The sequence below is a fragment of the Mesorhizobium sp. B2-4-14 genome (genome assembly GCF_006442155.1).
GTDB lineage: Bacteria > Pseudomonadota > Alphaproteobacteria > Rhizobiales > Rhizobiaceae > Mesorhizobium.
On record NZ_VFVA01000019.1, the window covers coordinates 1 to 26,521 of the forward strand.

Here is a 26,521-nt window from a genome sequence, read left to right on the forward strand (position 1 = left end):
GAAGAGGGATAGTCGAGAATCACCGTATCCCGTGTGCGCATCGCGTAGCGAACAAGTGACTCTGGTAGCGCGGCGGCGTTGCTTGCACGGTGTTGCCCTACATGGACGGCCAGGTCCTTCCCGTACGCCGTGGCTTCCGCATCGATCTGCAGTTCCTCGCCGTTGGGGGAAATCAGGAGGCCCCGCTCAGCGCCGGCGTGCTCGACAGCCAAGCGCATGAGCCTGTCGACCAGCTTTTCCAAGATCATCTCGCTCGAGATTGCCTGAGAGACTTCGATGACCGTCGCGAGATCGAGATGCTCGACGGGTGCGGTGATCGTAGACGTAGGGGCGGGGGTCGGCTGCTCATGCTTGAGATCAGGGTACAACCGCTCGAGTTGCCTCACTTTTCCATCCGCGCCCCAGCGGAGATAGCCGTAACGGGCATCTCGTAGATACGCGTGCGCAACGGTTTCGAAGCCGCGGGCAGCCCAGAATCGCGCGGCCAGTTCGTTGGCCAGCGCTTCCGTGTGAATAAAGCTTTGCTCCCGTGCCAAGCGTACCGCTTGCTCGTAAAGTCGCATCGCTTCGTCTTCTCGTCCTTCGAGTCGAGCCAATTCGGCGCCGAGCAGCGCTGCCCGATTAGCGAAATTCTCAGGCCCGTTCTGTGACCATACGGCGATTTGCCCCTTGTGGGCCCTCAACTCCTGCAATGCTTGGTGCCGCTCCTCGGCTGCGGTGGAGTCACAATGCCCTGCCCAAGCAAGAGCCGCATAGAAATGATATTCGGGCAGCTCCTGTTGAGCTGGCAGCGTCCACAACAGCGATGCTGACTTCGAGGCAGCTTCCACCGCGGCGGCGTAGTCGCCGGCATGGACTTTGGCTTGCAGCTTTCGAATCCAGTACCGCGATGCCGCGATGGCCAGGCGGGCGTCGCCTTCCAGATGTTGCTCGAAGTCGCTCTCGCGAAATTCCTCGTCATCGAACGAGCCTAGGTTGGGGGTTTGTCCGCGCAGCGTCCGAATAAGACCAAGCTGCGTCACGATGACATCGCCAATCAGTCCGAACCCTACACTTTGCACGAAAGCGAGCGCGCTTTTTGCCTCTCGCTCTACGGCGTCAAGCGCCTCTCCAGTTGCCAGAAGATTGGTGACCAAGTCGACGCGGGCGAAGGACGCGATCGTGAGATCCCCGACATCGCGAGCGGCTTCGAAGGCGCGTCGGAACAATCCTTGGCAGGTGGCCAGGGGCTGCGTCCAGTGTGCCGTGAACAGGGTAAATCCATAGTAGGCCATACCTCTGATACGGTCGAACCCGTGTCTCTCGACAAGATCCAGCGCCATTTTGCCGACGCGAAAGCCGGCCTGGGATTGGTCCGGATAGAAACTTGGCACGCTGCCAAGCACAGCGTAGGCGAGGCACGAACCTTCGATGTTGCCGTGTTCAAGGCTGAGGGCCACCATCCGAATGATGATGAGATGGAAGAGATTCAAGTCAGTGAACTGCGCCGCCCCAATCAGCGCGGTGAGCACATTCATTGTCGCCCGCTGCTCTGGATCGCTCATCAATGGCAGATCGAGCAACGCCTCGATCGAGCGGGCTTCGATCCGCCGCCATAATCGACTGCACTCCTGCCTGACCCCTTCGGATGTCGGATGCAGCGACCATCGAGGTTGATGCTGCCTCAGATATGCAAGGCCGATGACGACGGCATCGTCGCTTCGGTCCAGCACCATGTAGAGATTGACCTGCAGATGGACGACGGCGCCAGAGTCGGTGGCATTTTGCGCCTTCCTCGACAGCGCTGTGAGGCGTTGCTCCGCGTCCGCCAGCCGACCGATAAGATACTCGCACTCCGCAAGATGAAGCTCAAGGTCGAAGACGAGCCTGTACTGTCGTGTCCATCCGTCGTTCCCGAGCAAGGACCGGCCGGTCGCGAGATACCGCAACGCATCGCTGGCGGCGCTTGCCGCCTTGGCCCGCTTGCCCGCGATCAGGTTGAATGCGGCGACCTGCTCGCGTTCCTCCTCATCAGTGATCAATGTCCCGGCTCGATCGAACTGGCTGGCGATGGTGAAGATTTCGTCATCTTGCCGTTCTGGGGGGATATGCGCCGCGAGCAGTCGCCCTATTCGCAAATGCGCCAAGGAGCGCGGCTCCTCGGGGATCAATGCGTAAGCGGCTTCCTGCACACGGTCGTGCACGAACTTGTAGGTACGATCCAGACGGTCGATCAATTGTTGTCCCAGGCCCTCCCACAGAGTCGCATGCACCTGTTCCTCTGGCATCTGCAGAACCAGCGAGAGCGTTGCGAGATCAGCAGTGTTGCCCAGGCAAGCGAGCTGGCGCAAAGCGGTCTGCGTATCGAGCGGTAGTCGCGTCAGCTGTGGCGCCAGGAACTCGACAACGTTGTCCGTGTATTGTTTGGCGTGGATGCCAGCGAGATTCCAGGACCATCGCCCCTGCACGTGTTCGAAGACTAAAAGATCCTCCTCGGCCAGCGCCTGAAGGAATTGGATCACGAAGAATGGATTGCCATCGGTTTTCGCATGCACCAGCTGTGCGAGCGGGGTGGCGTGCTCCGCAGTGCAATGAAGCGAGTCGGCGACAAGCCTTCCCAAATCTTCGACCGTCAGCGGATTGAGCCTGATGCTTTGAACACGGCCGGTTGCCCGAATAGCCTCCAGTTTAGCCATGAGAGGATGTGATGCCGTGACTTCATTGTCGCGGTAGGCGCCAATAAGCAAGAGATTGCGCAGGTCACGACTTAACAGGTCTTCCAACAGATCGAGCGTTGCCGCGTCGAGCCATTGCAGGTCATCCAGGAAAAGCGCCAACGGATGCTCGGGCCGAGCGAAGAGTTCGATGAATCGTTGGAACACCAGCTGGAAACGCCGTTGCGTTTCCTGTGGCGGAAGCTCAGGGATCGGTGGTGGCTCTCCGATGATGAGCTTCACTTCAGGGACGAGATCGACAATCAGTCCTGCATTCGGTCCGAGTGCCGCCCGCAATGCCTCGCGCCAGGACGCGAGGTCGGCCTCGCTTTTGCCAAGCAGCGGCCGGAGGAGGCTTTGAAAGGCCTGTGCCAACGTCGCGTAAGGAATGTTGCGGTTGTACTGATCGAATTTGCCGGAAGCGAAAAGGCCGCGTGGTGGTACCAGCACCGGCTGCAATTCATTGACGACTGAAGACTTGCCGATACCGGAATAGCCCGACACAAGGACCAATTCCAGCGGGCCGCCTTTGACGACGCGATCAAAGGAAGCGAGCAGGGTCTCCACTTCGCGCCGCCGCCCGTAGAGTTTTTCTGGAATCAGCAGCCGGTCGGGCGTGTCGTGTTCGCCAAGCGAAAAGTCGTTAGCCCGGCGCTGTGCCTGCCATTCCCTCTGGCAGCGGCGAAGATCGCGTTCGAGGCCGGTGGCCGTGTGATAGCGGTCTTCCGCCCTTTTCGCGAGCAGCTTCATGACGATCGCCGAGACGACGCCTGGAATTTCTTTGAGCCGTTCGGTAGGTGCCATCGGCCGCCTGGCCAGATGACAGTGGACCCATTCCATAGGATCCGAAGCGGCAAACGGCAAAACGCCGGTGAGCATTTGGTAGAACGTGACGCCGAGTGCGTAGAGGTCGCTGCGGGAGTCGATTGACCGGTTCATCCGTCCCGTCTGCTCTGGCGCCATAAAGGCGAGCGTGCCGGCGATGGTCTCCGGAGGGTGAGGCGGCTGCCGCTCGCGCGATAGGCGAGAGGCGATGCCGAACCCGGTCAGCCGCACCTCGTTGCTCGGCGCGTTGACCAGAATATTGGCTGGCTTGATGTCCTTGTGGACGAGACTGCGCTGATGGAGCTTGCCAATCGCCGTCGCGATTGCGATGGCGAGGCCCAGGAAATGTCCCATCTCCATGGGGACGCCAAGCAGCGTGTCGAGTGGCTCGCCACCTGCATCTTCGAGTACCAGCACGACGCGGCCGGCGCCGTGCACAAGGTCCAATGGCCGCGCTGCCCACGTCTCGTCGAGCTGATCCTTGAGTTCGTATTCATGGGCGAGACGATCAAGGCTTGAACGGGAAGGGTGGTCGGTTGCGGGCTGCACAAACAGCACAGCGTGCTGCCTTCCGCTCTCATCCGGTCGCCAGCCACGGCGGAAAACGCGTTCGCCGTCCTCCCAGACGGCCTGAGAGCCGATACCCGCACGCGCGCCACTGGGTGGATCGGACACCATATCGCGAACTCCGGCGGCCACGGATGGAGCCAGGCCACTCAGGAGAAATCGTATCGCGTTGCCGGGGAAATGCCAGTCGTCCGTTGCTTTGCCGGTCGCCCCATATGCCTCTCTCTCTCTCTCGAGAGCAACGAATTTGCGCGATCCTTTGCGTCTCTTCGTCCCTCGGAATCTTGGCTGGGAAGATTAGGCCGTATCGATCAATGTGCGCGCCGAGGTCCGCAATTGCTCACGCTGTCCAAGCCGGCAAAATAGGTCTCGGAAGCGACACCAGCCCGTTGAATACCGTGGCTGATCGACCTGGGATAATCGCCGGCGCGTGGAGGTTCCCGCGCGTGCATCCAACGTCGACCGATATATAACGCATCATCGCACTCCAAGGGTGGAATCGTGTACACCTACCACAGGACGTTAGCCGAGACGGTCGTGGACGTCAGCGGACCCATACCTAGCCCGGTTGTGGCGGCCGCCGGAAGACGAGTTGCCTGACAATCATTACCTGAACGACCTCATCCTTCTGGTTGAACGTCTCGATTTTCAAGGTGAGCATGCCGCGGTCGGGCTTTGACCGCGAAGGCTGGACGTCGACAATTTCCCCGGTCGCCCGCAGAACGTCGCCCGGTCGGGTGGGCCTGGGCCAGGATATCTCAGCTCCCGCCCCGATGTTGCCACCTGCTATCGGAAGCCCGCTGCTGACGATAAGCCGCATCGTTATGGCAACTACTTGCCAGCCGCTGGCGGCGAGGCCATGGAAGAAGGTGTTGTTCGCGGCCTCCTCATCGAGATGAAACGGCTGCGGATCGTATTCGGCGGCGAACCGCTTGATCTGGGATGAATCGATGAGATGCGTGCCGGTGGCAAACCGACGGCCTACGGCCAAGTCATCAAGATAGAGCTGCTCCTGCATGATTTACCCGCGATGGTTACATTCGATCCGCCGGGAGTTCCGGCCGCTTTTCATACGGGGATCAGTTTGTCGGCCCGCGCGTCAAGCCGTTATTGGGACGTGCTCTTCAGATAGGCGATTACATTTTTTACATCATCGGAATTTCTGAGCCCGGCGAAAGTCATGCTGTTGCCGGGGACTTTGGTCTTTGGGCTTGCCAGAAATTCGGCCAGCGCAGCCTCGTTCCAAACCAGCCCATTCGCTCCGGCTTCCTTCATCTTTTGGGAAAAACTGAAGCCGGGCAGACTACCTGCGTTCCGGCCGACGACCCCCTTGAGGGTCGGGCCGATCTTGTTGCTGTCAGATTCCGCATTGTGACAGGCACTGCATCTCTTGAAGACAGTTTTGCCCGCCTCGACGTCCTGGGCGCGGGCAATCGCCGGCAGCAGGACCAGCCCCGCAGCAAGCGCCATGACAAATTCGCCCCGCATTAGTGATAACGAGATTGCCGACATGACTTCCCTTTTTGGATGAACGGTTTGGCTACCCACATAGTTTGAGGTTCGGCGAACGGATTCAATTACACTTAGGTGTATGCAGTACCTTTGAATTGATCTTACCGCGCTCAATGCGCGCCCCCCTGCCGCCAAGTTGGATTCTCGGTGAAGAGCAGCTGCGTGACCGATGCTGGTCGCCAGGGCGCTCAAATCGGGATTGGGAAGGCTGCGCAAACAGATCGACCAAGAGCCGCCGCAAATCCATTGCAGGAAGGTATCCGTGACGTCTTCGTGTCTGTTCAGATTGGCCGACCATGCAAAGAACCAGAACCGACACCAAGGGACTATAGACGCGGACAGAGCAGCAGCGCACTGTCACAGGCGCACATGCAGCTGATGAGGACGGCAATGGCGATCGAATTCGGTGGCCGCGAGCCCGACAGCGCCATGACTTGCTCGCGCTGTTTTTTGCCAGTCCGTCTTACGCTCTTGCAGCCCGGTCCGGCACCGTGTGTCTGATGCTTGGAGAAGCCATTGAACGGTCGCAGGGTCTTGGCCGTCAGTTTGATTTCAAACCGCAGCCTAAACCATTCCGACGCCGTCGCACTGAAGGGCAGGGCACTTTGAAGCAGTCAGCAGGGCCATCGACTTCGCACGACCGAAGAATAGCCCGAGCGGTCAGTTTCGCTGTTTGCGAGGCCTTCCAGAACAAAATCACGACCGATGACGCTGACGCCACGGGCGCCCTCGTCAGCAGGACCAAAAAAATGGTGGAGATTCATGAACGCTAGGCGTCCGGTTGTGTGCGTTGTCGATGACGACGAGTCTATACGCGAGTCTTTGCCGGATCTTGTCAAGGAGCTTGGTTATGGCGCTAAAGTTTTCTCTTCGGCGGAAGAGTTTTTGGCCTCGGATGGTATTGGAACCGCCGGCTGCCTTCTCCTTGACGTCGGTATGCCTGGCATGACAGGCCCAGAATTGCTGCGGGAACTGGTGCGCCTCGGCCGATCCATTCCCATTGTTTTCATCACTGCCCAGAGAGATGATGCAGTGCGCCAACGTCTTATAAGACTGGGCGCGGTGGAATGCCTGTTCAAGCCTTTCAGCGATATAGAGCTTAAGCACGCGCTGAACTTGGCATTACGCTAGGGTCAATCACTGGAGGATGGCTGCGATGCATTCGGAGACCGCACGAAACGAAGGGGGAACGGCATCCATGCCAGGAGAGACGCCTATTGTGTTTATCGTCGACGACGACATTTCTGTTCGCGAATCCCTGGAACTGGTAGTCCGCTCGGCAGGCTGGCAGCCGGAAATTTTCGGGTCCGCACGGCAATTCCTCGCTCACCCACGGGTGACAGTCCCGAATTGCCTGGTCCTGGACGTAAACCTTCCCGATCTCAATGGTTTCGATTTGCAGAAAATGGTTTCCGTTGAGCGCGCGGACATGCCGATTATCTTTCTCACCGGCTATGGTGACGTGCCGATGACTGTGCGGGCGATGAAAGCCGGAGCGGTGGAGTTTCTGACAAAGCCCTTCTCTGACGATGTTCTGTTGGCTGCAATCGAGCAGGCAATCGACCGCAGTCGAATTGCACTTGCCGCCAGTGCCGAGATGCAGTCGCTGCGCGACCATTACGCCTCTCTCAGCCGCCGTGAGCAGGAGGTTATGGCGCTTGTGGTCACTGGCCTTTTGAACAAGCAGGTCGCCTTCGAACTCGGGATCAGCGAGATCACCGTAAAGGCGCACCGGGGCCGGGTCATGCGCAAGATGGACGCCAACTCCCTTGCCGACCTTGTCAATATCGCCGCCAAGCTCGACATCGGGCACTAGAAGGTCTCTTCCGCGCCCAAGCGGGTGGCTCACACGATGGCCTAGGAGCCTCCTGCGGTCGGACATGCTGACAAACACCGCCCAATACCAAGGTATCGCCGACACCATCGTACAATCGATCCATGCGTGCTGCTCCTGCATCCTCGCATCAACGCGCGAGCCGCTCTCGCCACTATAGGGTCCAGGGAGGAAGCCATGCCCTTCGCCATCAAAGTCAACGGTGAGACGCACAACGTCGATGTCGATGACGACACGCCGCTTCTTTGGGTGTTGCGTGACGTGCTCGGAATGACAGGCACGAAATTCGGATGCGGCAAGGCGCTGTGTGGTGCGTGCACCGTGCATGTCGACGGCGAGCCACTCCGCTCATGCATCACCACAATCGACAGCATCGGCGAATCGTCGATCACGACAATCGAAGCGGTCGGTAAGACGGCGACAGGCGCCAAGATACAGCAGGCCTGGCTCGACCTCGAAGTGCCACAGTGCGGTTACTGCCAGTCGGGACAGATCATGTCCGCGGCGGCGTTGCTTGCCAGCAACCCCCATCCGACAGACAGCGACATCGATGACGCGATGTCAGGAAACATCTGCCGCTGTGGGACTTATGTTCGCATCCGCGATGCGATCAAACAGGCCGCCGCAGGTTGAGGGGAGGGTAGTCATGATCAGTCACGGTGAAGCTCAAGTTACCCCTCGGCATCAACCAAGGGTAAACGGCATCTCGCGGCGGGGCTTTTTGCAAGTAGCCGCGGCTGCGGGAGGCGGCCTGGTTCTCGGTCTTGGCCTGCCAATGGCAAACGGCGAGGCCGAGGCAGCCGACGCCGGCACGTTCATCCCCAATGCCTTCATCCGCGTCGGCAGCGATGGGCAGATCGTGCTGACGATGCCCTATGTCGAAATGGGGCAGGGAACCTACACGTCGATTCCGATGCTCATCGCCGAAGAGCTGGAGGTCGAATTGGGGCAGGTGAGGCTGGAACATGCGCCGCCCAATGAGAAGCTCTACGCCAACCCGCTCATCGGGGTTCAGGCGACCGGCAATTCGAATGCGATCCGAGGAGCCTGGAAGCCGCTTCGCCAGGCCGGCGCGGCCGCGCGTCAAATGCTAATCTCGGCGGCGGCAACGCGCTGGAATGTCGATCCCGCGACTTGCCATGCCGAGCGTGGTGAAGTGATCCATGCCGCGACAGGGCGACGTCTCGGCTTCGGCGAACTCGGCACCGACGCGGCGCGAATGCCAATTCCAGAAAACGTTGCATTGAAGCTGCCGCACGAGTTCAAGCTCATCGGCACACCGGCCAAACGTCTTGACCTGCCGGCCAAAGTGAATGGAACCGCGGTCTTCGGCATCGACGCCCGCCCGCCGGGCGTGAAGATCGTAACGCTATCGCAATCGCCTGTATTCGGCGGCCGTGTGAGGAGCGTGAACGATACCGCGGCAAAGGCGGTCAGCGGCGTGCGACAGATCGTTCGGCTCGCGGATGCCGTTGCCGTTGTGGCGGATCACATGGGTGCCGCGAAAAAGGGCCTCGATGCGCTGGTGATCGAATGGGATGATGGACCCAACGCCGCCCTGACCACGGAAGCAGTCGCCGCTGCGCTGGAGCAGGCGATACTGGGTCCGGGCACCGTTGCGCAGACGGTCGGTGACGTCGATGCGGCGATGGCGGGCGCTCTCGTCAAAGTTGAAGCAGGCTACCAGGTACCGTTCCTCGCGCATGCGACAATGGAGCCGATGAATTGCACTGTCCATCTGCACAAGGATGGCTGCGAAATCTGGGTGGGCAGCCAGGTTCTAGGACGCGTTCAGGCTGTCGCCGCGAAGGTGGCGGGTCTGCCGCTTGATCGGGTCGTCGTACACAATCACCTGATCGGCGGCGGTTTCGGTCGTAGGCTCGAAGTCGATGGTGTCGCTCGTGCCGTCGAGATCGCTAAACAGGTCGATGGACCGATCAAGGTCATATGGACGCGTGAGGAAGACATTCAGCACGACATGTACCGTCCAATGTTCGTCGACCGGCTGTCTGCCGGTCTCGACAAGGCAGGAATGCCGGTCGCCTGGAGCAACCGTTTTGCTGGTTCCTCGGTGATCGCGAGATGGGCGCCTCCCGTGTTCAAGAACGGGCTCGATTCCGACACCACCGAGGGCGCGATAGATCTTGTCTATGATCTACCCAATTTGCACGTCGAATATGTTCGGGTGGAGCCGCCAGGCATTCAGACCGCGTTTTGGCGCAGTGTCGGACCGTCCCACAATGTGTTCGTGACCGAGAGCTTCATGGACGAGCTTGCCGCAGCCGCGAAGCAGGACCCGGTGGCTTACCGGCTATCCCTTCTCGACAAAACGCCTCGCGCGAAGGCCGTGCTGCAATTGGCTGCTGAAAAAGCCGGCTGGGGCGAGAAGCTACCCGAACGTGTCGGTCGCGGCGCATCGGTCCAGCATGCATTCGCCAGCTATCTCGCACAGATTGCCGAGGTCGAAGTCTCGAAAGACGGCAAGGTTCGCGTCAGGCGCGTGGTCTGCGCAGTCGATTGCGGGATGGTCGTTAATCCCAACACGGTCGAGGCACAGATTCAGAGCGCAGTCATGTTTGGCATCACGGCGGCATTTCATGGCGAGATAACCCTGAAGAATGGCCGGGTCGAACAGTCTAACTTCGATACATATGAAATTCTTCGCATAGACGAAGCTCCGACCGTCGAAGTTCACATCATCCCCAGCACCGAAGCGCCAGGCGGGATGGGCGAGACCGGAACCTCGGCGATCGTCCCAGCCGTGGCCAACGCAATCTTTGCCGCCACGGGAAAACGCCTCCGAAAGATGCCGATCGACAGCAGCGCTCTCAAGCTCCCGGCCTGACCACCTACAGGCAGAAAGTCTCTGCACGCCATCTGGTCCGATCGCCGGCAACGACGACCAGAAGAACTTCGAGCGATCCCATTCTTCCGCCCGGCTTGGAGGCTTGCATCTGCGCCTCCGGGCTATGGCCGGCAGTGTCGATCTCGGGATTGACCTCCGATGTGCCATGGCAGGCGGATCGGGTCATTTGCTGCCACGCAAATCGAAAAGACAAGGGCTAGTGATCAGGCTCCATTGCATCGGTTTCATCGACTCATTCGAAAGTATCATCGACACCATCGTGTAATAGATTTCCCGTCGCTGACAGTTATATCCGTACCGAACAGATCGAATGTCTAGGAGAACGTTATGTCAGTAACTTCGTTACCGGCGACTCGCCGCGAAGTTGTCGCCGCCGCGGCTGCCGCCGCTGCTTTGGGACTATTCCCCAAAGCGCTTCACGCCGCACAAATTCAAAAGGAGAAGGGTATGGCCCAGGCAAGTGCAACAAAGGTCGCCGGGCAATCAGCCGGCAAGGATGCAATTCGTCCGTTTCATATACATTTTTCGGACGCGGAATTGACCGATTTGCGCCGGCGGATCAAGGCAAACAAGTGGCCAGACCAGGAGACTGTCTCAGACACATCGCAAGGCGTGCAACTCGCCACGATGCAGCAACTCGCGCGCTATTGGGCTACAGAGCACGATTGGCGAAAGATCGAGGCGCGGCTGAACGACCTGCCGCAGTTCGTGACCGAGATCGATGGACTCGACATTCACTTCATTCATGTGCGGTCGAAGCATGAAGGTGCCCTGCCGCTGATCGTCACGCATGGTTGGCCAGGGTCCATCATCGAGCAACTGAAGATCATCGATCCGCTCACCAATCCGACAGCCCATGGCGGGACCGCCTCTGATGCCTTCGATCTGGTAATCCCGTCGCTTCCGGGGCATGGCTTTTCAGGCAAGCCGACGGCGCCTGGTTGGCACCCAGTGCGCATCGCCATGGCTTGGGCCACGCTCATGCAACGCCTTGGCTATACGAAGTACGTGGCGCAGGGCGGCGATTGGGGGAACGCCGTCACGGAGCTGATGGCCCTGCAGCAGCCGCCGGGATTGCTCGGTATCCACACCAACATGGCGGCCACTGTTCCGGCAAACATCTCGAAAGCGCTCGCGTTCCACGAGCCGCCGCCTGCCGATCTGACGGCCGAGGAGCGCAAGGCCTGGGACCAGTTGAGCCTCTTCTACGGCAAAGGACTGGGCTACGCGATCGAGATGGGCAACCGCCCGCAGACGCTCTACAGCATCGCCGACTCGCCGATCGGCCTCGCGGCTTGGATGATCGATCACGACGACGCCAGCGAGAAACTGATCGCCCGCGTGTTTGCCGGTCAGTCCGAAGGGCTGACGCGCGACGACATCCTCGACAACGTCACGCTCTATTGGCTTACAAACACTGCCATCTCCTCGGCGCGTCTCTACTGGGACACCACACAGGTCTCGAACGGAGGCGGCTTCTTCGATGTAAGGGGCGTCCAGATCCCGGTCGCTGTAAGTGCTTTCGCCGACGAAATCTATCAAGTCCCGCAGAGCTGGGCGAAGCAGGCCTATCCCAAGCTTATCCACTACAACAAGATTGCCAAGGGCACGCACTTTGCCGCCTGGGAACAGCCGAAAGTCTTCTGTGACGAGTTGAGGACAGCCTTCCGGCCGCTACGCCAGGAAATCTGAAGTGAATGGGGTGCTTGCACCCCAGTCACCTCTCAGGGGGCGGACAGGGACGGTGGGCAAGGGCAGGGCCTGGTCACCGAACAGCGTCTGTATCAATTGATCCGTCAACCGACGCCGATCGCCGATCGAGAGTTCGAAATCCAGTTTTCCGGCCCCAGCGTGGAGGTCTTTGCCTTCACATTCGGCTAGAGCCTGTTCCATTCCGATAGAACCGGAATGAGGCCTATCTGTCTGTTTGATCATGATCCTCCGCCAAACCGGTACACTTCGGAGTCATGTCCTGGCCGTTCCGCAATCATCAGTGACGGGAGTGTCCAATGCAGCCGTTCGCAATAAACAAACATCGCCGCTACTTCTTTGGCTTGGCAGCGCTTTCGGTCGCCATGCTTCAATTCGGCAAGGTGACATCTGCCGCGACAACAGCTGCAACAGCGGCGCCTGCGGTCGGGGCTGGAGCCAGAGCATCGTTCGGAACGCTGAAGCAGATCAACGCCGGGCCGCTGAATGTCGGATACGCCGAAGCAGGCCCTCGCGACGGGCCTGCGGTCCTCCTCTTGCACGGCTGGCCCTACGACATTCATACTTATGTCGACGTGGCGCCGCTGCTGGCTGCGAAAGGGTACCGGGTGATCGTGCCCTATCTGCGCGGTCACGGATCGACACGCTTCCGGTCGAATGAGACAGCGCGCAATGGGCAGCAGTCGGTAATCGCCGCTGATGTGATCGCGTTAATGGACGCGCTTGGCATCGAAAAGGCCACGATCGGTGGCTGCGACTGGGGTGCGAGAACCGCGAACATCGTTGCCGCGCTCTGGCCGGAGCGCTGCCAATCGATGGTTTCAGTGAGTGGCTACCTGATCGGCAATCAGCAACTCGGCATGGTGCCTTTGCCGCCCAAGGCAGAGCTGCAATGGTGGTACCAGTACTACTTTGCCACCGATCGTGGCCGCGCCGGCTATGAGAAATACAGGCGCGATTTCGCGAGACTGATCTGGCAGACGGCTTCTCCGCGGTGGAACTTTGACAATCCGGATCATGTCCCAATAGTGATTCACAACTATCGCTGGCGGTTAGGCCTGGCTGACGGCGAACCGCAATACGATGAGTTGGAGCGGCGGTTGGCGAGGGCGCCGGTTATCACCGTTCCCACGATCACACTCGAGGGCGACGCAAATGGCGCTCCCCATCCGGACGCCAGCGCTTACGCCAAAATGTTCACCGGGAAGTATTCGCACCGCCCGATCAAGGGTGGCATCGGACACAATCTGCCACAGGAAGCACCGCAGGCTTTCGCCGAGGCTGTCATTGACGTCGGTCGCTTGTGACTTTGGGAAAACAGACCGCCTCGATGGATGGACGCCGCAGAGAGCAGCAGATTGCTGTTCGGCACGGGGACGTTGGCGGGATACTCGGAGATGTTGGGAAGTGCCCGCGAAATCGGCACCATTCGGTTGTGTCGGAGTTGGAATCAGGATCCCCGACAAGGCTTGATGAATTCAAGCCGTGAACCGTGGCAGCGGGACACGGGGGACGGCGGCCTTGCCCGCGCGGGAGAATGACGTCCGAAGGCGGTAGCGGTCGCCAGCGTAGCGGATTGTCGAGGACAGGAGCGGCCGACCGGCCGAATCGACGATGAGTTGGCGCATCACAAGGGTGGATTTGCCGACGTCAAGGTCGAGATGGCGCGCGAGTGCAGGATCGGCGCCGCGCGCTTCGATCGTGGTTTCGGCGCGCGCCAGGTCGACGCCGGCATCGATCAGCAGGCCGAACAGCGACGCATTCCGAAAGTCGATACGGCCAAGATCGGGAAAGAGGGCGACGGCGAAGAACGAGGTATCGACGGCGACTGGAACCTGGTCCAGGCGTCGGATTCTTTCCAGATGGAACAAGGTCGCGCCGGGCGCGATCGAGAGCTCCTCGGCCTCGTCCAGCGAGGCTGGCGCTTCCTCGGCGCGCAACACATCGGAGGAGGGCGTCAGGCCAAGACGTCTTGCGGTCTCGCTGAAGGATTCAAGCGTGTTGGGAAATTCCTTCGGCACCTTGGCTGATACATACCAGCCACGCCCATGCGAAGGAGTAAGCACACCCTCCTCGACGAGGCTCTGCAGCGCCCGGCGCAGGGTGACCCGGCTGATCGACATGCGCGTGAACAGATCGCGCTCGGGCGGCAGGCGCGCGCCTGAAGCAAGCTTGCCGGTAGCAATCTCATGCAGGATCGCGTCGGCCGCCAGCCGCCACAGCGGCTCTGGCCCATCCGACTGCAGCGGAGCGCCCTCCATCTCAGTCATCCATCCGCCTTTACCCTTTCCCACACGCCCGTTCGCATCGACCGATAGCAGGCGTCAATTATCTGGTTGACGACGACACCGTCCTCGAAGGTCTCTGACGGCGCCGTGCCTGTCGCGAAATGGTCGCAGAAGTGCCGCATCTGCTGCGAAAAGCCGTACGCCCTTGTTTCCTCCGGAACGGGATACACCCAACCGGTCTCGGCGTCCGCTTTCTCCACGAGGTAACCCACCGGTTTCTCGATGAAGCCCCAAACCGGACCGACGGACGTGTCCGTGACGATACGGCCGGCGGAGCCAACCAATTCGTGGCGCAGCTGCATGCCGCCTTTCTCGATCCAGGACGATTCGATGGTGGCGAGCTGGCCGCCTGCGAATTTCAACAGCGCGATCGCCGTATCTTCTCCCGTGGTCTTGTCACCATGGACCATGGTGGCGCCCCAAGCCATCACCTCGGTCACGAGATTATCCTTGCCGAAGAAATGGCGGGCGCTTTCGACGGTGTGACAGCCCATGTCGAGCAGTGCACCGCCGCCAGCGAGCTCAGCGTTCCAGAAGTGCGGCGCATGCGGCCCCGAATGCGCCTCGCGGGCCCTCATGGTCAGCAGGTCGCCGATGCCGCCTGCCTTCACCATTTGATATGCCTTTTCGATGTTGGGCGAGAAAACGGCGCTTTCGGCATAGCCGTGCCAGACGCCGGCACGCCGGACGATCTCAAGAATTTCCTGGGCTTCCCTTCCCGTGCGCGCCAGCGGCTTGGTGCAGATGACGGCTTTGGCGTGGCGCGCGGCGATCCTGACGGCTTCGAGATGGATCTCGTTGGGCAGCGCGATGACCACAAGGTCGACTGCAGGATCGATGCAAAGCGCCTCCATGTCTTTGTGGGCGGTGACCTTGGGGCCCCATTTCGTGGCGAAGGCGGCGGCACGCTCGAAGCCGCGCGAAGAGCACGCCACGAGTTCGGCGTTGCGCGCGTCGAGCAGGGAGTCCGCATAAGTCTCGGCAATGAAGCCCGAGCCTAGAATTCCAACTCCAATCATCAATTCCTCCTCAGAAATTCCATTCCAGTAGCGCGGCGATCCGGCTGTGTTCGACCCGAACGAGGTGGGCGCTGCAAAAAGACAACACAATACCACTTGTCACAAGATGTATCAGTAGGTATGGTCCGAGGCAACAGTGCAAAATCGTGAATCCACACGAAGCACCGTGTTGAGGGAGGAGCCCCAAAATGCGTTCGATACGGACAGCAATCCCGCTGGCAACGACGTTTGGCGTAATGTTTTCCGGCGGCGTCGGTATGGCCTATGCCGACCCTGTCACCATCACCTTGAACAGCTGGCGCACCGAGGACATCGCGGTCTGGCAGGACACCATCCTGCCCGCCTTCGAGGCCAAGCATCCCGACATCAAGGTCGAGTTCGCGCCCATCAACACCAACGAATACAATGCCGCCATCCAGTCGCAGATCGAAGGCGGCGCCGGCGGCGACCTGATCACCTGCCGCCCCTTCGACGTGAATCGCGAATGGATCAAGCGCGGCTATTTCGAGCCGCTGGAAGGGCTTCCGGGTCTGGCAAATTTCGACAAGACCTCCAGGGCGGCCTGGACCGGCGCCGACGACAAAACCTATTGCTTGCCGGTCGCCGCGGTGCTCGCCGGTTTCTACTACAACGCCGACATCTTCAAGGAACTCGGCCTCAAGGTGCCGACCACCAGTGCCGAGTTCATCGATGTGCTGCAGGCGATCAAGAAGGACGGCCGCTACACGCCGTTGGCCTACGGTTCGGCGGAGTCCTGGCAACTGGCCTATAATGGGCTCTACAGCATCGGCCCGGCCTACTGGAAAGGCGAGGAGGGACGGCTTGGCCTGATCGATGGCAAGAAGAAGCTGACGGATCCTGAGTTCGTCGATGCCATCGCCGCTTTCGAGGCCTGGAAGCCGTTCCTGCCCGCCGGCCAGGAGAGCCTGAACTATGCCGACATGACGCAGTTGTTCACGCTCGGCAAGGCGGCGATCCTTCCCGACGGCTCATGGGACATCAACCAGGCAACCTCGACCGGCCTCAACATTGGCGTGTTCGGGCCGCCGGTGCCCAAGACTGGCGACCAGCGCTATCTGCAGGAAATGCCCGACATGGGCATCGGCATCAACGCCAAGAGCACGCACAAGGATGCAGCAAAAACCTTCCTCGACTGGGTCGCCGGACCGGAGTTCCAGGAACTGTACGTCAACGCGGCCCCGGGCTTCTTTGCCATGAGCAGCAAACCGGTCACCTACAAGAACAAGCTGGCGCAGGATTTCGCCGATCTCAAGAAGGGTGCTCAACTGACCCCGCGCTTGGCTCTGGACCGCCTGAGTGCCGGTACGCCGCCGCTCGACGACGAGACCTGGCGTCTCCTGCAGGTGATGTTCACCAAGTCCGACGTCACGCCGCAGCAGGTTGCGACCGAACTCCAGGCGGGTCTTGCCTCTTGGTACGGGCCGCAGAAGAAGTAATCCGGCAATGCTTCGCGCATGCCTTGCCAGGTGGCGGGGCATGCGCAAGCTCCGGCACGCCGAAGCCATCCACGCCGGCGTGAACATGAGGTTCCCAGTTGATATCTCCTGCTGCCGCCCACCGAAACCTGCTGCTGTTCGTACTGCCGGCTCTGGCCGTCTATCTGGTCTTTGCAGTGCTGCCGCTGGCGACGTCGATCGTCATGAGCTTCTTCCAGACCAGCGGCGTCTCGGGTGACGTTTTTGTCGGCCTCGCCAATTACGAACGCCTGTTCACACACCCGACCATCAGTGCCCGTTTCTGGAATGCGTTGCTCAACAACATGCAGTATTTCGCCATCCATTTGATTGTCGAAGTGCCGATGGGGCTGCTGCTGGCTGCGTTGCTCACATCGGGCAAGCTGGCGCGCTCGGAAGGCATCTACCGCACGCTGCTGTTCATCCCGGCGACACTGTCGGTGGTCATCGTCGGCTTCGTCTGGCGTCTGATCATCAACCCGCTATGGGGTCTGGTCGGCTTTCCGTTGCTGGGAACGGAATCGACCGCGCTCACCACCATCTCGTTGATGTCGGTCTGGCAATATTTCGGCATTCCCATGGTCTTCCTTTACAGCGCCCTGCTGGCGGTGCCCAACGAACTCGTCGAGGCCGCCAACATCGATGGCGCCGGCGGCTGGACGACCTTCTGGAAGATCAAGTTTCCGCTGATCGCACCACAATTCGGCTTGATCGCCATCCTCACATACATCTGGACGTTCAATGGTTTCGACCTGGTGTTCGCGCTTAACGGTTCGGCGCCCGGCCCGAACTACAGCACCGATATTCTCGGTACCTATTTCTACCGGACCTTCTTCGGTTCGAGCGGACAGCTTGCCGATCTTGATCTGGGTGCCGCGGTCGCGACGGTCATTTTCTTCACGGTGTTGTTGGTGACCGCGGCCTATTTCCGGCTGATCCAGCGTCGCCTGAAATCCTATTCGGTCTAGGAGCTGGGATGAGCACCCCTGGCAGTATATCCGATCTCACAATACCGGCCGCCCGCCGCCAGCACCGCGAACCGTGGACGATGGAGCACGTGATCGTGCATGCGCTGCTGATCGTTTTCGTGCTGCTTGCTATCGGGCCGGTACTGATCGTCATCGTCAACTCGCTGAAGACGACGCCGGCGATCTTCGGCGGGCCGTTCGACCTGCCGACGGCCAAGAGCTTCAGCCTCGAAGGCTATAAGCGGGTCCTTACGCGGGGCAATTTCATCGTCAATTACCGCAATAGCCTGATCGTCACGGTGACGACGATCGTGCTGACGGTGGTGCTGTCGACGCTCGCTGCCTTTGCCCTGGTCGAATACCGCATTCGGCTGGCGTCGCTGCTCGGCGGCCTATTCGTGCTCGGCATCATGCTGCCGATCCGGCTCGGCACCATCCCGCTGATCCAGATGATGCTCGCCTGGAAGCTGATGGACACGCTCGCCGCGCTCATCCTCGTCTACACCGCCATGAGCATCCCGATCGCGGTGACGCTGATGGTCACCTATTTCCGCACCGTGCCCACCGATCTCAAGGAAGCGGCTCGCATGGATGGCGCGAGTGAGCTGCGCACCTTCTGGATCGTGGTGCCCCTTGTCAGGCCGGGCCTCGCGGCTGTTGCCGCGCTGACCATGCTGCCGGTCTGGAACGACCTCTGGTTCCCATTGATCCTGGCGCCAAGCCGGCAGAACCAGACGGTGACGCTCGGCGTGCAGCAGTTCGTTGGCCAGTTCATGAACGACTATCCAGCACTGCTCGCCGCACTCACGCTGGGTGCGGTGCCGCTGGTTCTGCTGTTCACTCTGTTCTCGCGGCAATTCATCAGCGGCCTCAGCAAGGGCTACAGCAAATAATTTCCCACGCACCAGCAATTTCGAACTGATGGAACACCAAGATGCAGATAGGCAATTACATCCGACGGCAGCCTTCAACCCTAACCGATCTACCCGCCGCGATCGGTGCGGATCTCGCCAGCTTCGACAGCCTGCGCCAGAGGCCGGCGCGGATTGTGCTACTCGGCACTGGCTCCTCCATGAATGCACTGCTGGCCGGCGCCGAGGCGCTGGAGGAGGGCACAGGCGCTTCGATAATCGCCAAGGAGCCGGAGGCTTTCTTGCGTCTGCCGCCAAAGGCATCGGACCAGCGCACGCTGGTTCTGGCCGCCTCACAATCCGGCATGAGCATCACCACGATCGAGGCGGTGCGCCTGTCGGTGGAGCGCGGCTTCCCGACGCTCGTCATCACCGGCGAGGCCGACAGCCTCATCACCCGGGCGGGTGCCGAGGTCATCGTCATGCCGATCGGTCCGGAAACGGTCGGGCCCAAGACCATGGGTTACACCGCAACCGTCATTTCGGTGCTGGCGGTCGCCGCAAAGCTTGCCAACAAGACGGTCGATCTGTCGGAGCTGCTCGCGCAACTGGAGCAGACGGCCGAAACCGGTCTTGCGGCAGCTAAGGATCTGGTCGCCCGGTTTGGTGTACCCGACTACATCCTGGTCGCCGGACAGGCGACACATCTCGGCACCGCGCTCGAGGCATCGCTCAAGATCGCCGAGATCAGTGGCGTACCGACCGCGGCCTTCGACACCGAGGAGGCTTTGCACGGGCATGTCTACGGCACAACCGACAAGAGCCTGGTGATCGCCATCGCGCAGACCGAGATCGAGGCGAAGGTCGCCGCCAATCTGGGCGAAGCCCTGGCCGAACTCGGGCCGCGCGCTGTCGTTCTCAACCTTTCCGGCCATCCGACCCGCTTCGACCTGGATGTCAGTTGGCCGCTCGCGCCGGAACAGCAATGGCTCGCCGGCTGCTGGGCGCCCATCCCGCTGCAATGGTATGGCTGCGAGCTGGCGATCGCGCGCGGTATCGATCCGGACAAGATGATCTACCCCAACCTGGGAAAGCGGCTCAACGTGCGCATCCGCAAGGAGGCCTGATGGTAACCGCGATCGGAATCGATATCGGCGGCAGTCTGGTCAAGCTCGGCGTGGTCGACGGTTCGGGCAAGGTCCTGGCGCGCGACACAGTCCCTGTGCATCGCGACATCGAATTCGCCGATTTCGTTCATCTGGTTACCGAGGCGACCGAAAAGCTGAGCAAGGCGCATCCCGGCATCGCCGCGATCGGCATCGGCGTTCCAGGCACGCCAAATCCCGAGACCGGCATGCTCAACGGGCGCTGTCCCGCGATCCCGGCGCTGCTCAAGGGGTCGCTGTCGAAACTGTTCGCCATTCGCTTCGGCGTGCCAGCCGTCGTCCGCAACGATGCCGTCAGCGCCACCCATGGCGAAATGCGCCACGGCGCCGGACGTCCGTTCTCACGCTTTGCGTTTCTCACGCTCGGCACCGGAATCGGTGGCGCCATGGTCATCGAGCGCAAGGTCATCGACGGCCCGGATGGGCTGCCGCCGCAGTTCGGCTGCATCTCGCTCGACCCGGCCCGCACCGATATCGCCGATCCGGTGCCGGGCATGGTCGAGAATCTAGCCAGCGCCCGCGCCCTGGTCAACCGCTACCGCCAACTGGAGCCGGACACCGACGCAAGGAACGCCAAGACCGTCGTCGACCTCGCCAAGGATGGCGATGCGGTCGCGCTGCAGGTGGTCGACGAGGTGGCACGCTGGCTCGGCCAGATGATCGGCATCATGTCGAACATGCTCAACATCGAGGCGGCGATCATCGGCGGCGGCCTGTCGCTGGCCGGTCCCTTCTTCACCGACCGCATCGCACTGAACGTCAGGGATTTCGTGCTGCTCAAGCCCGGACGCCCGCCGGTGATCGTGGCTGCCGAGCACGGCAATGATGCCGGCGTGATCGGAACCGCGGCACTGGCGCTCGACATGTTCGCGCCCACGGCAAAGGAATAGCGCCATGTCCGACGTCGAACTACGCAAGATTTCCAAGAGCTTCCAGAATCTGAAGGTCGTGCACGATATCGATCTCGACATCGACAAGGGCGAATTCGTCGTTCTCGTCGGACCGTCCGGATGCGGCAAGTCGACGACATTACGCATGGTGGCTGGACTGGAGAGGCCAAGCGGCGGCGAGATCCATATTGGCGGCAAGCTGGTCAACAACGTCCAGGCCAGGGATCGCGATATCGCGATGGTGTTCCAGAGCTATGCGCTCTATCCTCAGATGACGGTGGCGCAGAACATGGCTTTCGGCCTGCGCATCCGCAAGGTGCCGGAAGCGGAGGTGACACAGCGCATCGCCCGCGTCGCCGACATCCTCGACCTCAGCGAACTCCTGCAGCGCAAACCGCACCAATTATCCGGAGGTCAGCGCCAGCGTGTCGCCATGGGCCGCGCCATGGTGCGGCAGCCGAAAGTTTTCCTGTTCGACGAGCCGCTCTCCAATCTCGATGCCAAGCTCCGGGTCAAGATGCGCGCCGAGATCAAGAAGCTGCACCAGATGGTCGCCACCACCACCGTCTATGTCACGCACGACCAGGTCGAGGCGATGACGCTGGCCGACCGTGTCGTGGTGATGAACAAGGGCCGCATTGAACAGATCGGGCCGCCCAATGAGCTCTACCACGAGCCGGCCAGCCGCTTTGTCGCCGGCTTCATCGGCAGCCCCGGCATGAACTTCTTCAAATGCCGGCTGGAGGCGCGCGGCGACGGGCTGGCGGTGGTGCTGGGCGACGACACCGCGCTCGCCGTGCCGGCTTCCCGCACCGCGCGCTATGCTGGCCATGTCGGGCGCGAGCTCGAATTCGGCCTGAGGCCCGAGCACATCACCGAGCATCGCGAGCGGCCTGACACCGTCGGCATCAAGGTGCCGGTCGATGTCGTCGAGCCGATGGGTATGGAGACGCTGCTGCATGTTCTGATCGCCGGCGCCGAGGCGACGGCGCGCATCGACCCGGCGGCGACGCCGAAACCGGGCGAGATGGCGACGCTGTCGCTCGGCATGGGCCACATGCACCTTCTCGATCCCGAAAGTGGCAAGGTGCTCTGAAGGCTCCGCACAGACGACAACGGCTCCGCCACACTTTCACGTGTCAAAACCCAAAAACAATATATTATCCGTTGACAAATATAATTTTGGAGCGAATTTTTAGATGCGGCGCCAGACGACCGTGATGACCTTCGACGAGAGGGCCATCTCCATGCAGTCCCAGGAATGTGCCGGTCATGATCGACATCCAGAGCGTGTCAAAATCCTTCGTGACCAGGGACGCCGATCCGGTCCGCGCGCTGAATGAAGTCAGCCTGGAGATCTACGACAACGAGTTCTTCACGCTGCTCGGCCCGTCGGGCTGCGGCAAGACAACCTTGTTGCGCCTGATCGCCGGCTTCGAAGCGCCGAGTTCAGGCGCCATCCGCATCGCTGGCAGCGACGTCGCCGCGCTGCCGCCGCAGAAGCGACCGGTCAACACGGTGTTCCAGAGCTACGCGCTGTTCCCGCATATGAGCGTGGCCGAGAATGTCGCGTTCGGGCTGGAAATGCAGAACGCGCCGAAATCGCTGATCGATGACCGCGTCAGAGAAGCGCTTGAAATGGTGCGGCTGCAAGGCTTCGCCGCGCGGCGCCCGGCGCAATTGTCGGGTGGCCAGCAGCAGCGCGTCGCGGTGGCGCGCGCGCTGGCGCCGAAGCCCAGCGTGCTTCTGCTCGACGAGCCGCTTTCGGCGCTCGATCTCAAGCTGCGCAAGGGCATGCAGAGCGAATTGAAGCGGCTGCAGCGCGAAACCGGCATCACCTTCGTGCTGGTCACCCACGACCAGGAGGAGGCGCTGGCCATGTCCGACCGCATCGCCGTGATGTGCGGCGGCGACGTGCTGCAGATCGGTACGCCCAAGGATATCTACGACAATCCGCAGGACCGCTTCGTCGCCGACTTCATCGGCGAGTCCAACCTTTTGCCGGGTGCCGCCCTTGGCCGCGATCCGGCAAAGACGATTGTCGTGCGGCCTGAACACATCGTCGTCTCGCCGGCCTTGGATGGCGTCCGGGGACATGCCAGGGGCGCGGTCTCGGCCATCACCTTCCTTGGCTCCGACACGCTCTACGAGATTGTGCTGGAGGAGGGAGCAAAACTGCATTCGCGCACGCGCGGCGGTGCGACGCTGTCGACAGGCGACAGCGTCGTCGTCGACTGGGCGCGCCATGTCGAACGCGAACTGGCGAACTGAGATGGGTCCGAACCGCACCTATCTTTTGATTGCGCCGGCCATGCTGGTCATCGGCATCTTCATGGTCCTGCCGCTGTTCCTGGCGGTCGGTTATTCCTTCATGACCGCCAACCCCTATGGCGGCGTAACCCAGCCGCCAACTTTTGACGCCTATCTGCAATTCCTCTACCAGCGCGATTTCGACGACAGCCTGGTGTTCTCGCCGAGCTATGCGCTGATCATCCTGCGCTCGGTCTATCTCGCTGTCGCCACCACCTTGATCTGCCTCGTGCTCGGCCTGCCGGTCGCATGGTATATCGTCTGCCAGACGCCAGAGCGGCGTCGGGTGCTTCTGTTCGCCGTCACGCTGCCGTTCTGGATCAACACGCTGATCCGCACCTATTGCTGGATCCTGATCCTGCGCGACGAGGGCCTGGCCAATGGCGCGCTGCGTCATGCCGGGATCATCTCCGATCCGTTGCCGCTGCTCTACAATGACGGGTCGATCCTGCTCGGTCTCGTCTACACCTTCCTGCCTTTCATGGTGCTGCCGATCTATTCGACGCTGGAGCGCCTCGACTCCAGGCTGATCGAGGCCGCTTACGATCTCTACGCCAGCCGCACCGCCGTCTTCCGCCGCATCGTTTGGCCGCTGGCGAGACCCGGCGCGCTGGCCGGGGCTACCCTTGTCTTCGCGCCGGCGCTTGGCTCGTTCCTGGCGCCGGACCTGCTCGGCGGCGGCAAGAAGCTGCTGATCGGCAGTCTGATCCAGATGCAGTTCACCTCGTCGCGCAACTGGCCTTTTGGTGCAGCGCTTTCAACCGTGGTTACTGTCGTCGTGCTGACCGTCTTTGTCATCCGCTCGCGCAAAGCTGGGGAGCAACGGCGATGAATGGCGCAAAACCGTTCGACTGGCGGCACACGCCGGGCCTGTCGGTCTACACTGCTCTGATATTCGTGTTCTTCTACGCGCCGCTGCTGATCCTGGTGATCTACGCCTTCAATTCGAGCCGGCTGGTCACCGTGTGGTCCGGCTTCAGTTTCAAATGGTTCATCGCGGTCGCCAACAATGGCGCGATCCGCGATGCCGCCTTTAACAGCCTCATCATCGCTATCGTTGCCACCATCGCCTCGACGGCCATCGCCACGGCCGGTGCTCTGGCGCTCGAACGCGGCCGGCTGCGTTTCGGGCGCGGCGCGGCAACCGCCCTGATCGCCATGCCGCTGGTGGTGCCGGAGATCGTGGTGGCGATCACCACATTGATCTTCTTTTCCGGGCTCGGCATGCATCACGGGCTGATCAACCTGATGATCGCCCATACCGTCTTTTGCATCCCGTTCGCGTTGCTGCCGATCCAGGCGCGGCTGCGCGACATGGGCGGCACGCTGGAGGAGGCGGGACGCGACCTCTATGCCGACGAGTGGCGGCTGTTTCGCCGGATCACGCTGCCCTTGCTGACCCCGGCGATTCTGGCAGGCGCCATCATGGCCTTCGTCGTCTCGCTCGATGATTTCCTGATCTCGATGATGGTGTCGAGCGCCGGCTCGACCACTCTGCCGGTCTACATCTACGGCATGATGCGGCTTGGCGTGACGCCCGAGGTGAACGCCATCTCCACCATCCTTCTTACCGTTTCCATCATCTTCGTCGCGGCGGCCCTGCTCGTCGGACGGCGCAACCGATTTGCCTGACCATGATCCTGAAAAGTGGGAACCGGTTTTCGGAGGAGATCATGGTCAAACAAGAAGTCACAACAAAGAAACCAGTCAGAGGAGAACGACCGTGACCAAATGGAAGGAAGGACTTTCGAAAACAGCCTTGGCCGCCGCCATGCTGGGGGCGATCACCACCACCGCACTCGCCGATGCCGGTGAACTGCATATCTACAACTGGACCGACTATACCTCGGACGAAATGATCAAGAAGTTCGAGGCAGAGACCGGGATCAAGGTCACCATCGACACCTACGATTCCAACGAGACCGCACTCGCCAAGCTGAGTTCGGGTGCTGCCGGCTATGACGTGATGATCATCAGCAACGACTTCGTGCCGATCTTCGTCAAGCAGAAGCTGTTCCAAGAAGTCGATGCGGGCGCGATGCCGAATTTTAAAAACGTCGATCCGAAATGGCAGCACCGTCCCTGGGATCCCGATGCTAAATACACCGTGCCATGGGTGTGGGGTACCACCTCCTATTCGGTCGACACATCAGTCTACAAAGGCCCGACCGACAGCCTGAAACCGCTGTTCGATCCGCCGGCGGAACTCAAGGGCAAGGTCGGCATGTTCGGCTCGCCGACCGAAGTGATGTCGCTGGCGCTGGTCTATCTCGGCAAGGACCAGTGCAACAGCAATCCAGCCGACCTCAAGGAACTTGACGCCTTGCTCGAGGCGCAGAAGCCCTTTGTGAAGGTCTACAATTCCGATGGTATCGTCGAGCGCCAGGTTGCCGGCGAGACGGTCATGCACGAGCAATGGTCGGGCAAGGCGCTGGCGACGCGACAGCAGAAATCGACGGTCAAATACGTCTATCCCAAGGAAGGCGTTGTCGGCTGGATGGATAATGTCGCCGTGCCGACCAGCGCGCCCAATGTCGAGAACGCCAAGAAGTTCCTCAATTTCCTGATGGATCCGCAAAACATCGCGCTGCAGCAGAAATATACGGGCTACCAGAGCGCGATCGCCGGATCGAACAAGCTCCTGGCGCCGGATGTCGGCGGCTCGCCCGAATTCAATCCGCCGGCCGATCTCAAGATCACCTTCGCGCCGTCATGCGGCGAGAAGGCGATCCGCGCCTATGATCGCATCTGGACCAATCTGCGACAGTAGGCGGCGATGCAAAACGCCGTCCAGTTGCACGGACGGCGTTTTGTACTTCCGGAGAAAGTTGGATGAAACGCTACGCCCGCACCGTCGTCTTGCGCGCCGGAAGGTCGGAGGTCTCCGCCGCAAGCAGGATGTCGGTGGTGACAGCCAGATGCGCCGCCAGCAGTTCGGCTGCCTTTTCTGCATCGCGGTCGAGCACGGCAGCGGCGAGGTCCTGATGTTCCTTGCCGATGTTGCGGGCTCTTGGCGCCAGCGAGACCGAACGGCGGCGGTAGCGCTCGCTCTGGTCGTAAAGCTGGTCGCGCAGGCGCAGCAGCCAATGGCTATCGCAGCCGGCGACAAGCGCCTTGTGGAAGGCTGCGTGCGCGGTCGCCCATTCGTCGCTCGAATGCACGGGATCGTCGGGCGTGTGCTCGGGGGTGCGCGACAGCCTGTGGAGAGCGGCCACCAGTTGCGATTCCCAGACGACGTCGCCAACCTCGATGGCGCGGCGGATGCACAAAGTCTCGATCTGGATGCGCGTCTTGGTAAGATCGAGCAGGTCCTCGGCCGAGATCGGAGCGGCACGAAAGCCACGCTGCGGTTCGGCCACGACGAGGCCCTCGGAGGTCAGCCGCGACAGCGCCTCGCGTATAGCGCCAAGGCTGACGGACAGCCTGTCGCAGAGCTCCTGGACCTTGAGCCGGCTGCCCGGTTCGATCCGGCACGACAAGAGATCGGCGCGCAAATCTTCATACGCGCCCTGGGTGAGATTGATCGAGCCTTCCCTAGCCATCCGTT

Annotated in this window: 23 protein-coding genes and 1 pseudogene; 17 read left to right on the forward strand and 7 right to left on the reverse strand. The window is 61.1% G+C overall.

Annotated features, from left to right (window positions below):
* The 3 genes from FJ938_RS17410 to FJ938_RS17420 form a co-directional block, all read right to left on the reverse strand.
* On the reverse strand, window positions 1-4,196 hold a 4,196-nt coding region (locus FJ938_RS17410; RefSeq protein ID WP_140695699.1), incomplete at its 3' end, for a serine/threonine-protein kinase PknK.
* A 448-nt stretch (window positions 4,197-4,644) separates the two neighbouring features.
* Window positions 4,645-5,103 (reverse strand): MaoC family dehydratase, encoded by a 459-nt coding sequence (locus FJ938_RS17415; RefSeq protein WP_140613479.1) that lies wholly within the window; start codon window positions 5,101-5,103, stop codon window positions 4,645-4,647.
* An 89-nt stretch (window positions 5,104-5,192) separates the two neighbouring features.
* Entirely contained in the window at window positions 5,193-5,555 is a 363-nt protein-coding gene (locus FJ938_RS17420) for a cytochrome c family protein (RefSeq protein ID WP_246673374.1), read from the reverse strand.
* A gap of 804 nt (window positions 5,556-6,359) precedes the next feature.
* On the opposite strand from FJ938_RS17420, the gene FJ938_RS17425 reads away from it, so the two are divergent.
* From FJ938_RS17425 to FJ938_RS17440, 4 genes are all read left to right on the forward strand, one after another.
* Entirely contained in the window at window positions 6,360-6,728 is a 369-nt protein-coding gene (locus FJ938_RS17425; RefSeq protein WP_140613480.1) for a response regulator, read from the forward strand.
* 25 nt (window positions 6,729-6,753) lie between these two features.
* Window positions 6,754-7,413 (forward strand): response regulator, encoded by a 660-nt coding sequence (locus tag FJ938_RS17430; protein ID WP_246671657.1) that lies wholly within the window; start codon window positions 6,754-6,756, stop codon window positions 7,411-7,413.
* A 195-nt stretch (window positions 7,414-7,608) separates the two neighbouring features.
* Window positions 7,609-8,064 (forward strand): (2Fe-2S)-binding protein, encoded by a 456-nt coding sequence (locus tag FJ938_RS17435; RefSeq protein WP_140613481.1) that lies wholly within the window; start codon window positions 7,609-7,611, stop codon window positions 8,062-8,064.
* 13 nt (window positions 8,065-8,077) lie between these two features.
* Window positions 8,078-10,276, forward strand: a complete 2,199-nt coding sequence (locus FJ938_RS17440; protein ID WP_140613482.1) for a xanthine dehydrogenase family protein molybdopterin-binding subunit — start codon at window positions 8,078-8,080, stop codon at window positions 10,274-10,276.
* A gap of 4 nt (window positions 10,277-10,280) precedes the next feature.
* Here the strand turns inward: FJ938_RS17440 and FJ938_RS29695 are convergent, their stop codons facing one another.
* Window positions 10,281-10,463: a hypothetical protein gene (locus FJ938_RS29695; RefSeq protein ID WP_140776144.1), complete on the reverse strand. Its 183-nt coding sequence runs from the start codon at window positions 10,461-10,463 to the stop codon at window positions 10,281-10,283.
* Window positions 10,464-10,624: 161 nt separating this feature from the next.
* Between FJ938_RS29695 and FJ938_RS17445 the strand changes: the two genes are divergently transcribed.
* The 3 genes and pseudogenes from FJ938_RS17445 to FJ938_RS17450 all read left to right on the forward strand — a co-directional run bounded on the left by FJ938_RS17445 (window position 10,625) and on the right by FJ938_RS17450 (window position 13,314).
* On the forward strand, window positions 10,625-11,989 hold the full coding sequence (locus FJ938_RS17445; RefSeq protein ID WP_140695702.1) for an epoxide hydrolase family protein: 1,365 nt from the start codon (window positions 10,625-10,627) through the stop codon (window positions 11,987-11,989).
* A 39-nt stretch (window positions 11,990-12,028) separates the two neighbouring features.
* A pseudogene (locus FJ938_RS29535) lies at window positions 12,029-12,178 on the forward strand (hypothetical protein); the annotation flags it as partial.
* Between the two features lie 128 nt (window positions 12,179-12,306).
* Window positions 12,307-13,314, forward strand: coding sequence for an alpha/beta hydrolase (locus FJ938_RS17450; protein WP_140695705.1), 1,008 nt, complete (start codon window positions 12,307-12,309; stop codon window positions 13,312-13,314).
* A 171-nt stretch (window positions 13,315-13,485) separates the two neighbouring features.
* Here the strand turns inward: FJ938_RS17450 and FJ938_RS17455 are convergent, their stop codons facing one another.
* Both FJ938_RS17455 and FJ938_RS17460 read right to left on the reverse strand, forming a co-directional pair.
* Entirely contained in the window at window positions 13,486-14,277 is a 792-nt protein-coding gene (locus FJ938_RS17455) for a GntR family transcriptional regulator (protein WP_140695708.1), read from the reverse strand.
* A complete protein-coding gene (locus FJ938_RS17460) occupies window positions 14,274-15,314 on the reverse strand; it encodes a Gfo/Idh/MocA family oxidoreductase (RefSeq protein ID WP_140695711.1) in 1,041 nt (346 codons plus the stop codon). The genes FJ938_RS17455 and FJ938_RS17460 overlap by 4 nt, the downstream gene beginning before the upstream one ends.
* 188 nt (window positions 15,315-15,502) lie before the next feature.
* On the opposite strand from FJ938_RS17460, the gene FJ938_RS17465 reads away from it, so the two are divergent.
* The 10 genes from FJ938_RS17465 to FJ938_RS17510 all read left to right on the forward strand — a co-directional run bounded on the left by FJ938_RS17465 (window position 15,503) and on the right by FJ938_RS17510 (window position 25,744).
* A complete protein-coding gene (locus FJ938_RS17465; protein WP_140695714.1) occupies window positions 15,503-16,771 on the forward strand; it encodes an ABC transporter substrate-binding protein in 1,269 nt (422 codons plus the stop codon).
* 98 nt (window positions 16,772-16,869) lie between these two features.
* On the forward strand, window positions 16,870-17,757 hold the full coding sequence (locus tag FJ938_RS17470; RefSeq protein WP_140695717.1) for a sugar ABC transporter permease: 888 nt from the start codon (window positions 16,870-16,872) through the stop codon (window positions 17,755-17,757).
* 80 nt (window positions 17,758-17,837) lie between these two features.
* On the forward strand, window positions 17,838-18,650 hold the full coding sequence (locus tag FJ938_RS17475) for a carbohydrate ABC transporter permease (RefSeq protein WP_140695835.1): 813 nt from the start codon (window positions 17,838-17,840) through the stop codon (window positions 18,648-18,650).
* 41 nt (window positions 18,651-18,691) lie between these two features.
* The gene (locus tag FJ938_RS17480) at window positions 18,692-19,735 is read left to right on the forward strand and encodes an SIS domain-containing protein (protein WP_140695720.1); all 1,044 of its coding nucleotides are present in this window, start codon (window positions 18,692-18,694) and stop codon (window positions 19,733-19,735) included.
* On the forward strand, window positions 19,735-20,664 hold the full coding sequence (locus tag FJ938_RS17485; RefSeq protein ID WP_181165760.1) for an ROK family protein: 930 nt from the start codon (window positions 19,735-19,737) through the stop codon (window positions 20,662-20,664). Before FJ938_RS17480 ends, FJ938_RS17485 begins: the two co-directional genes overlap by 1 nt.
* A gap of 4 nt (window positions 20,665-20,668) precedes the next feature.
* Window positions 20,669-21,760 carry a sn-glycerol-3-phosphate ABC transporter ATP-binding protein UgpC gene (ugpC, locus tag FJ938_RS17490; RefSeq protein WP_140613066.1) on the forward strand — a complete coding sequence of 364 codons (1,092 nt, stop codon included), beginning with the start codon at window positions 20,669-20,671 and terminating at the stop codon, window positions 21,758-21,760.
* Between the two features lie 176 nt (window positions 21,761-21,936).
* The gene (locus tag FJ938_RS17495) at window positions 21,937-22,935 is read left to right on the forward strand and encodes an ABC transporter ATP-binding protein (RefSeq protein WP_140695723.1); all 999 of its coding nucleotides are present in this window, start codon (window positions 21,937-21,939) and stop codon (window positions 22,933-22,935) included.
* A gap of 1 nt (window position 22,936) precedes the next feature.
* A complete protein-coding gene (locus tag FJ938_RS17500; protein ID WP_140695726.1) occupies window positions 22,937-23,806 on the forward strand; it encodes an ABC transporter permease in 870 nt (289 codons plus the stop codon).
* Entirely contained in the window at window positions 23,803-24,606 is an 804-nt protein-coding gene (locus FJ938_RS17505) for an ABC transporter permease (RefSeq protein ID WP_140695729.1), read from the forward strand. The genes FJ938_RS17500 and FJ938_RS17505 overlap by 4 nt, the downstream gene beginning before the upstream one ends.
* 91 nt (window positions 24,607-24,697) lie before the next feature.
* Window positions 24,698-25,744 carry an extracellular solute-binding protein gene (locus FJ938_RS17510; RefSeq protein WP_140695732.1) on the forward strand — a complete coding sequence of 349 codons (1,047 nt, stop codon included), beginning with the start codon at window positions 24,698-24,700 and terminating at the stop codon, window positions 25,742-25,744.
* 70 nt (window positions 25,745-25,814) lie between these two features.
* Here the strand turns inward: FJ938_RS17510 and FJ938_RS17515 are convergent, their stop codons facing one another.
* The gene (locus FJ938_RS17515) at window positions 25,815-26,516 is read right to left on the reverse strand and encodes an FCD domain-containing protein (RefSeq protein ID WP_140613061.1); all 702 of its coding nucleotides are present in this window, start codon (window positions 26,514-26,516) and stop codon (window positions 25,815-25,817) included.
* Between the last annotated feature and the right edge of the window lie 5 nt (window positions 26,517-26,521).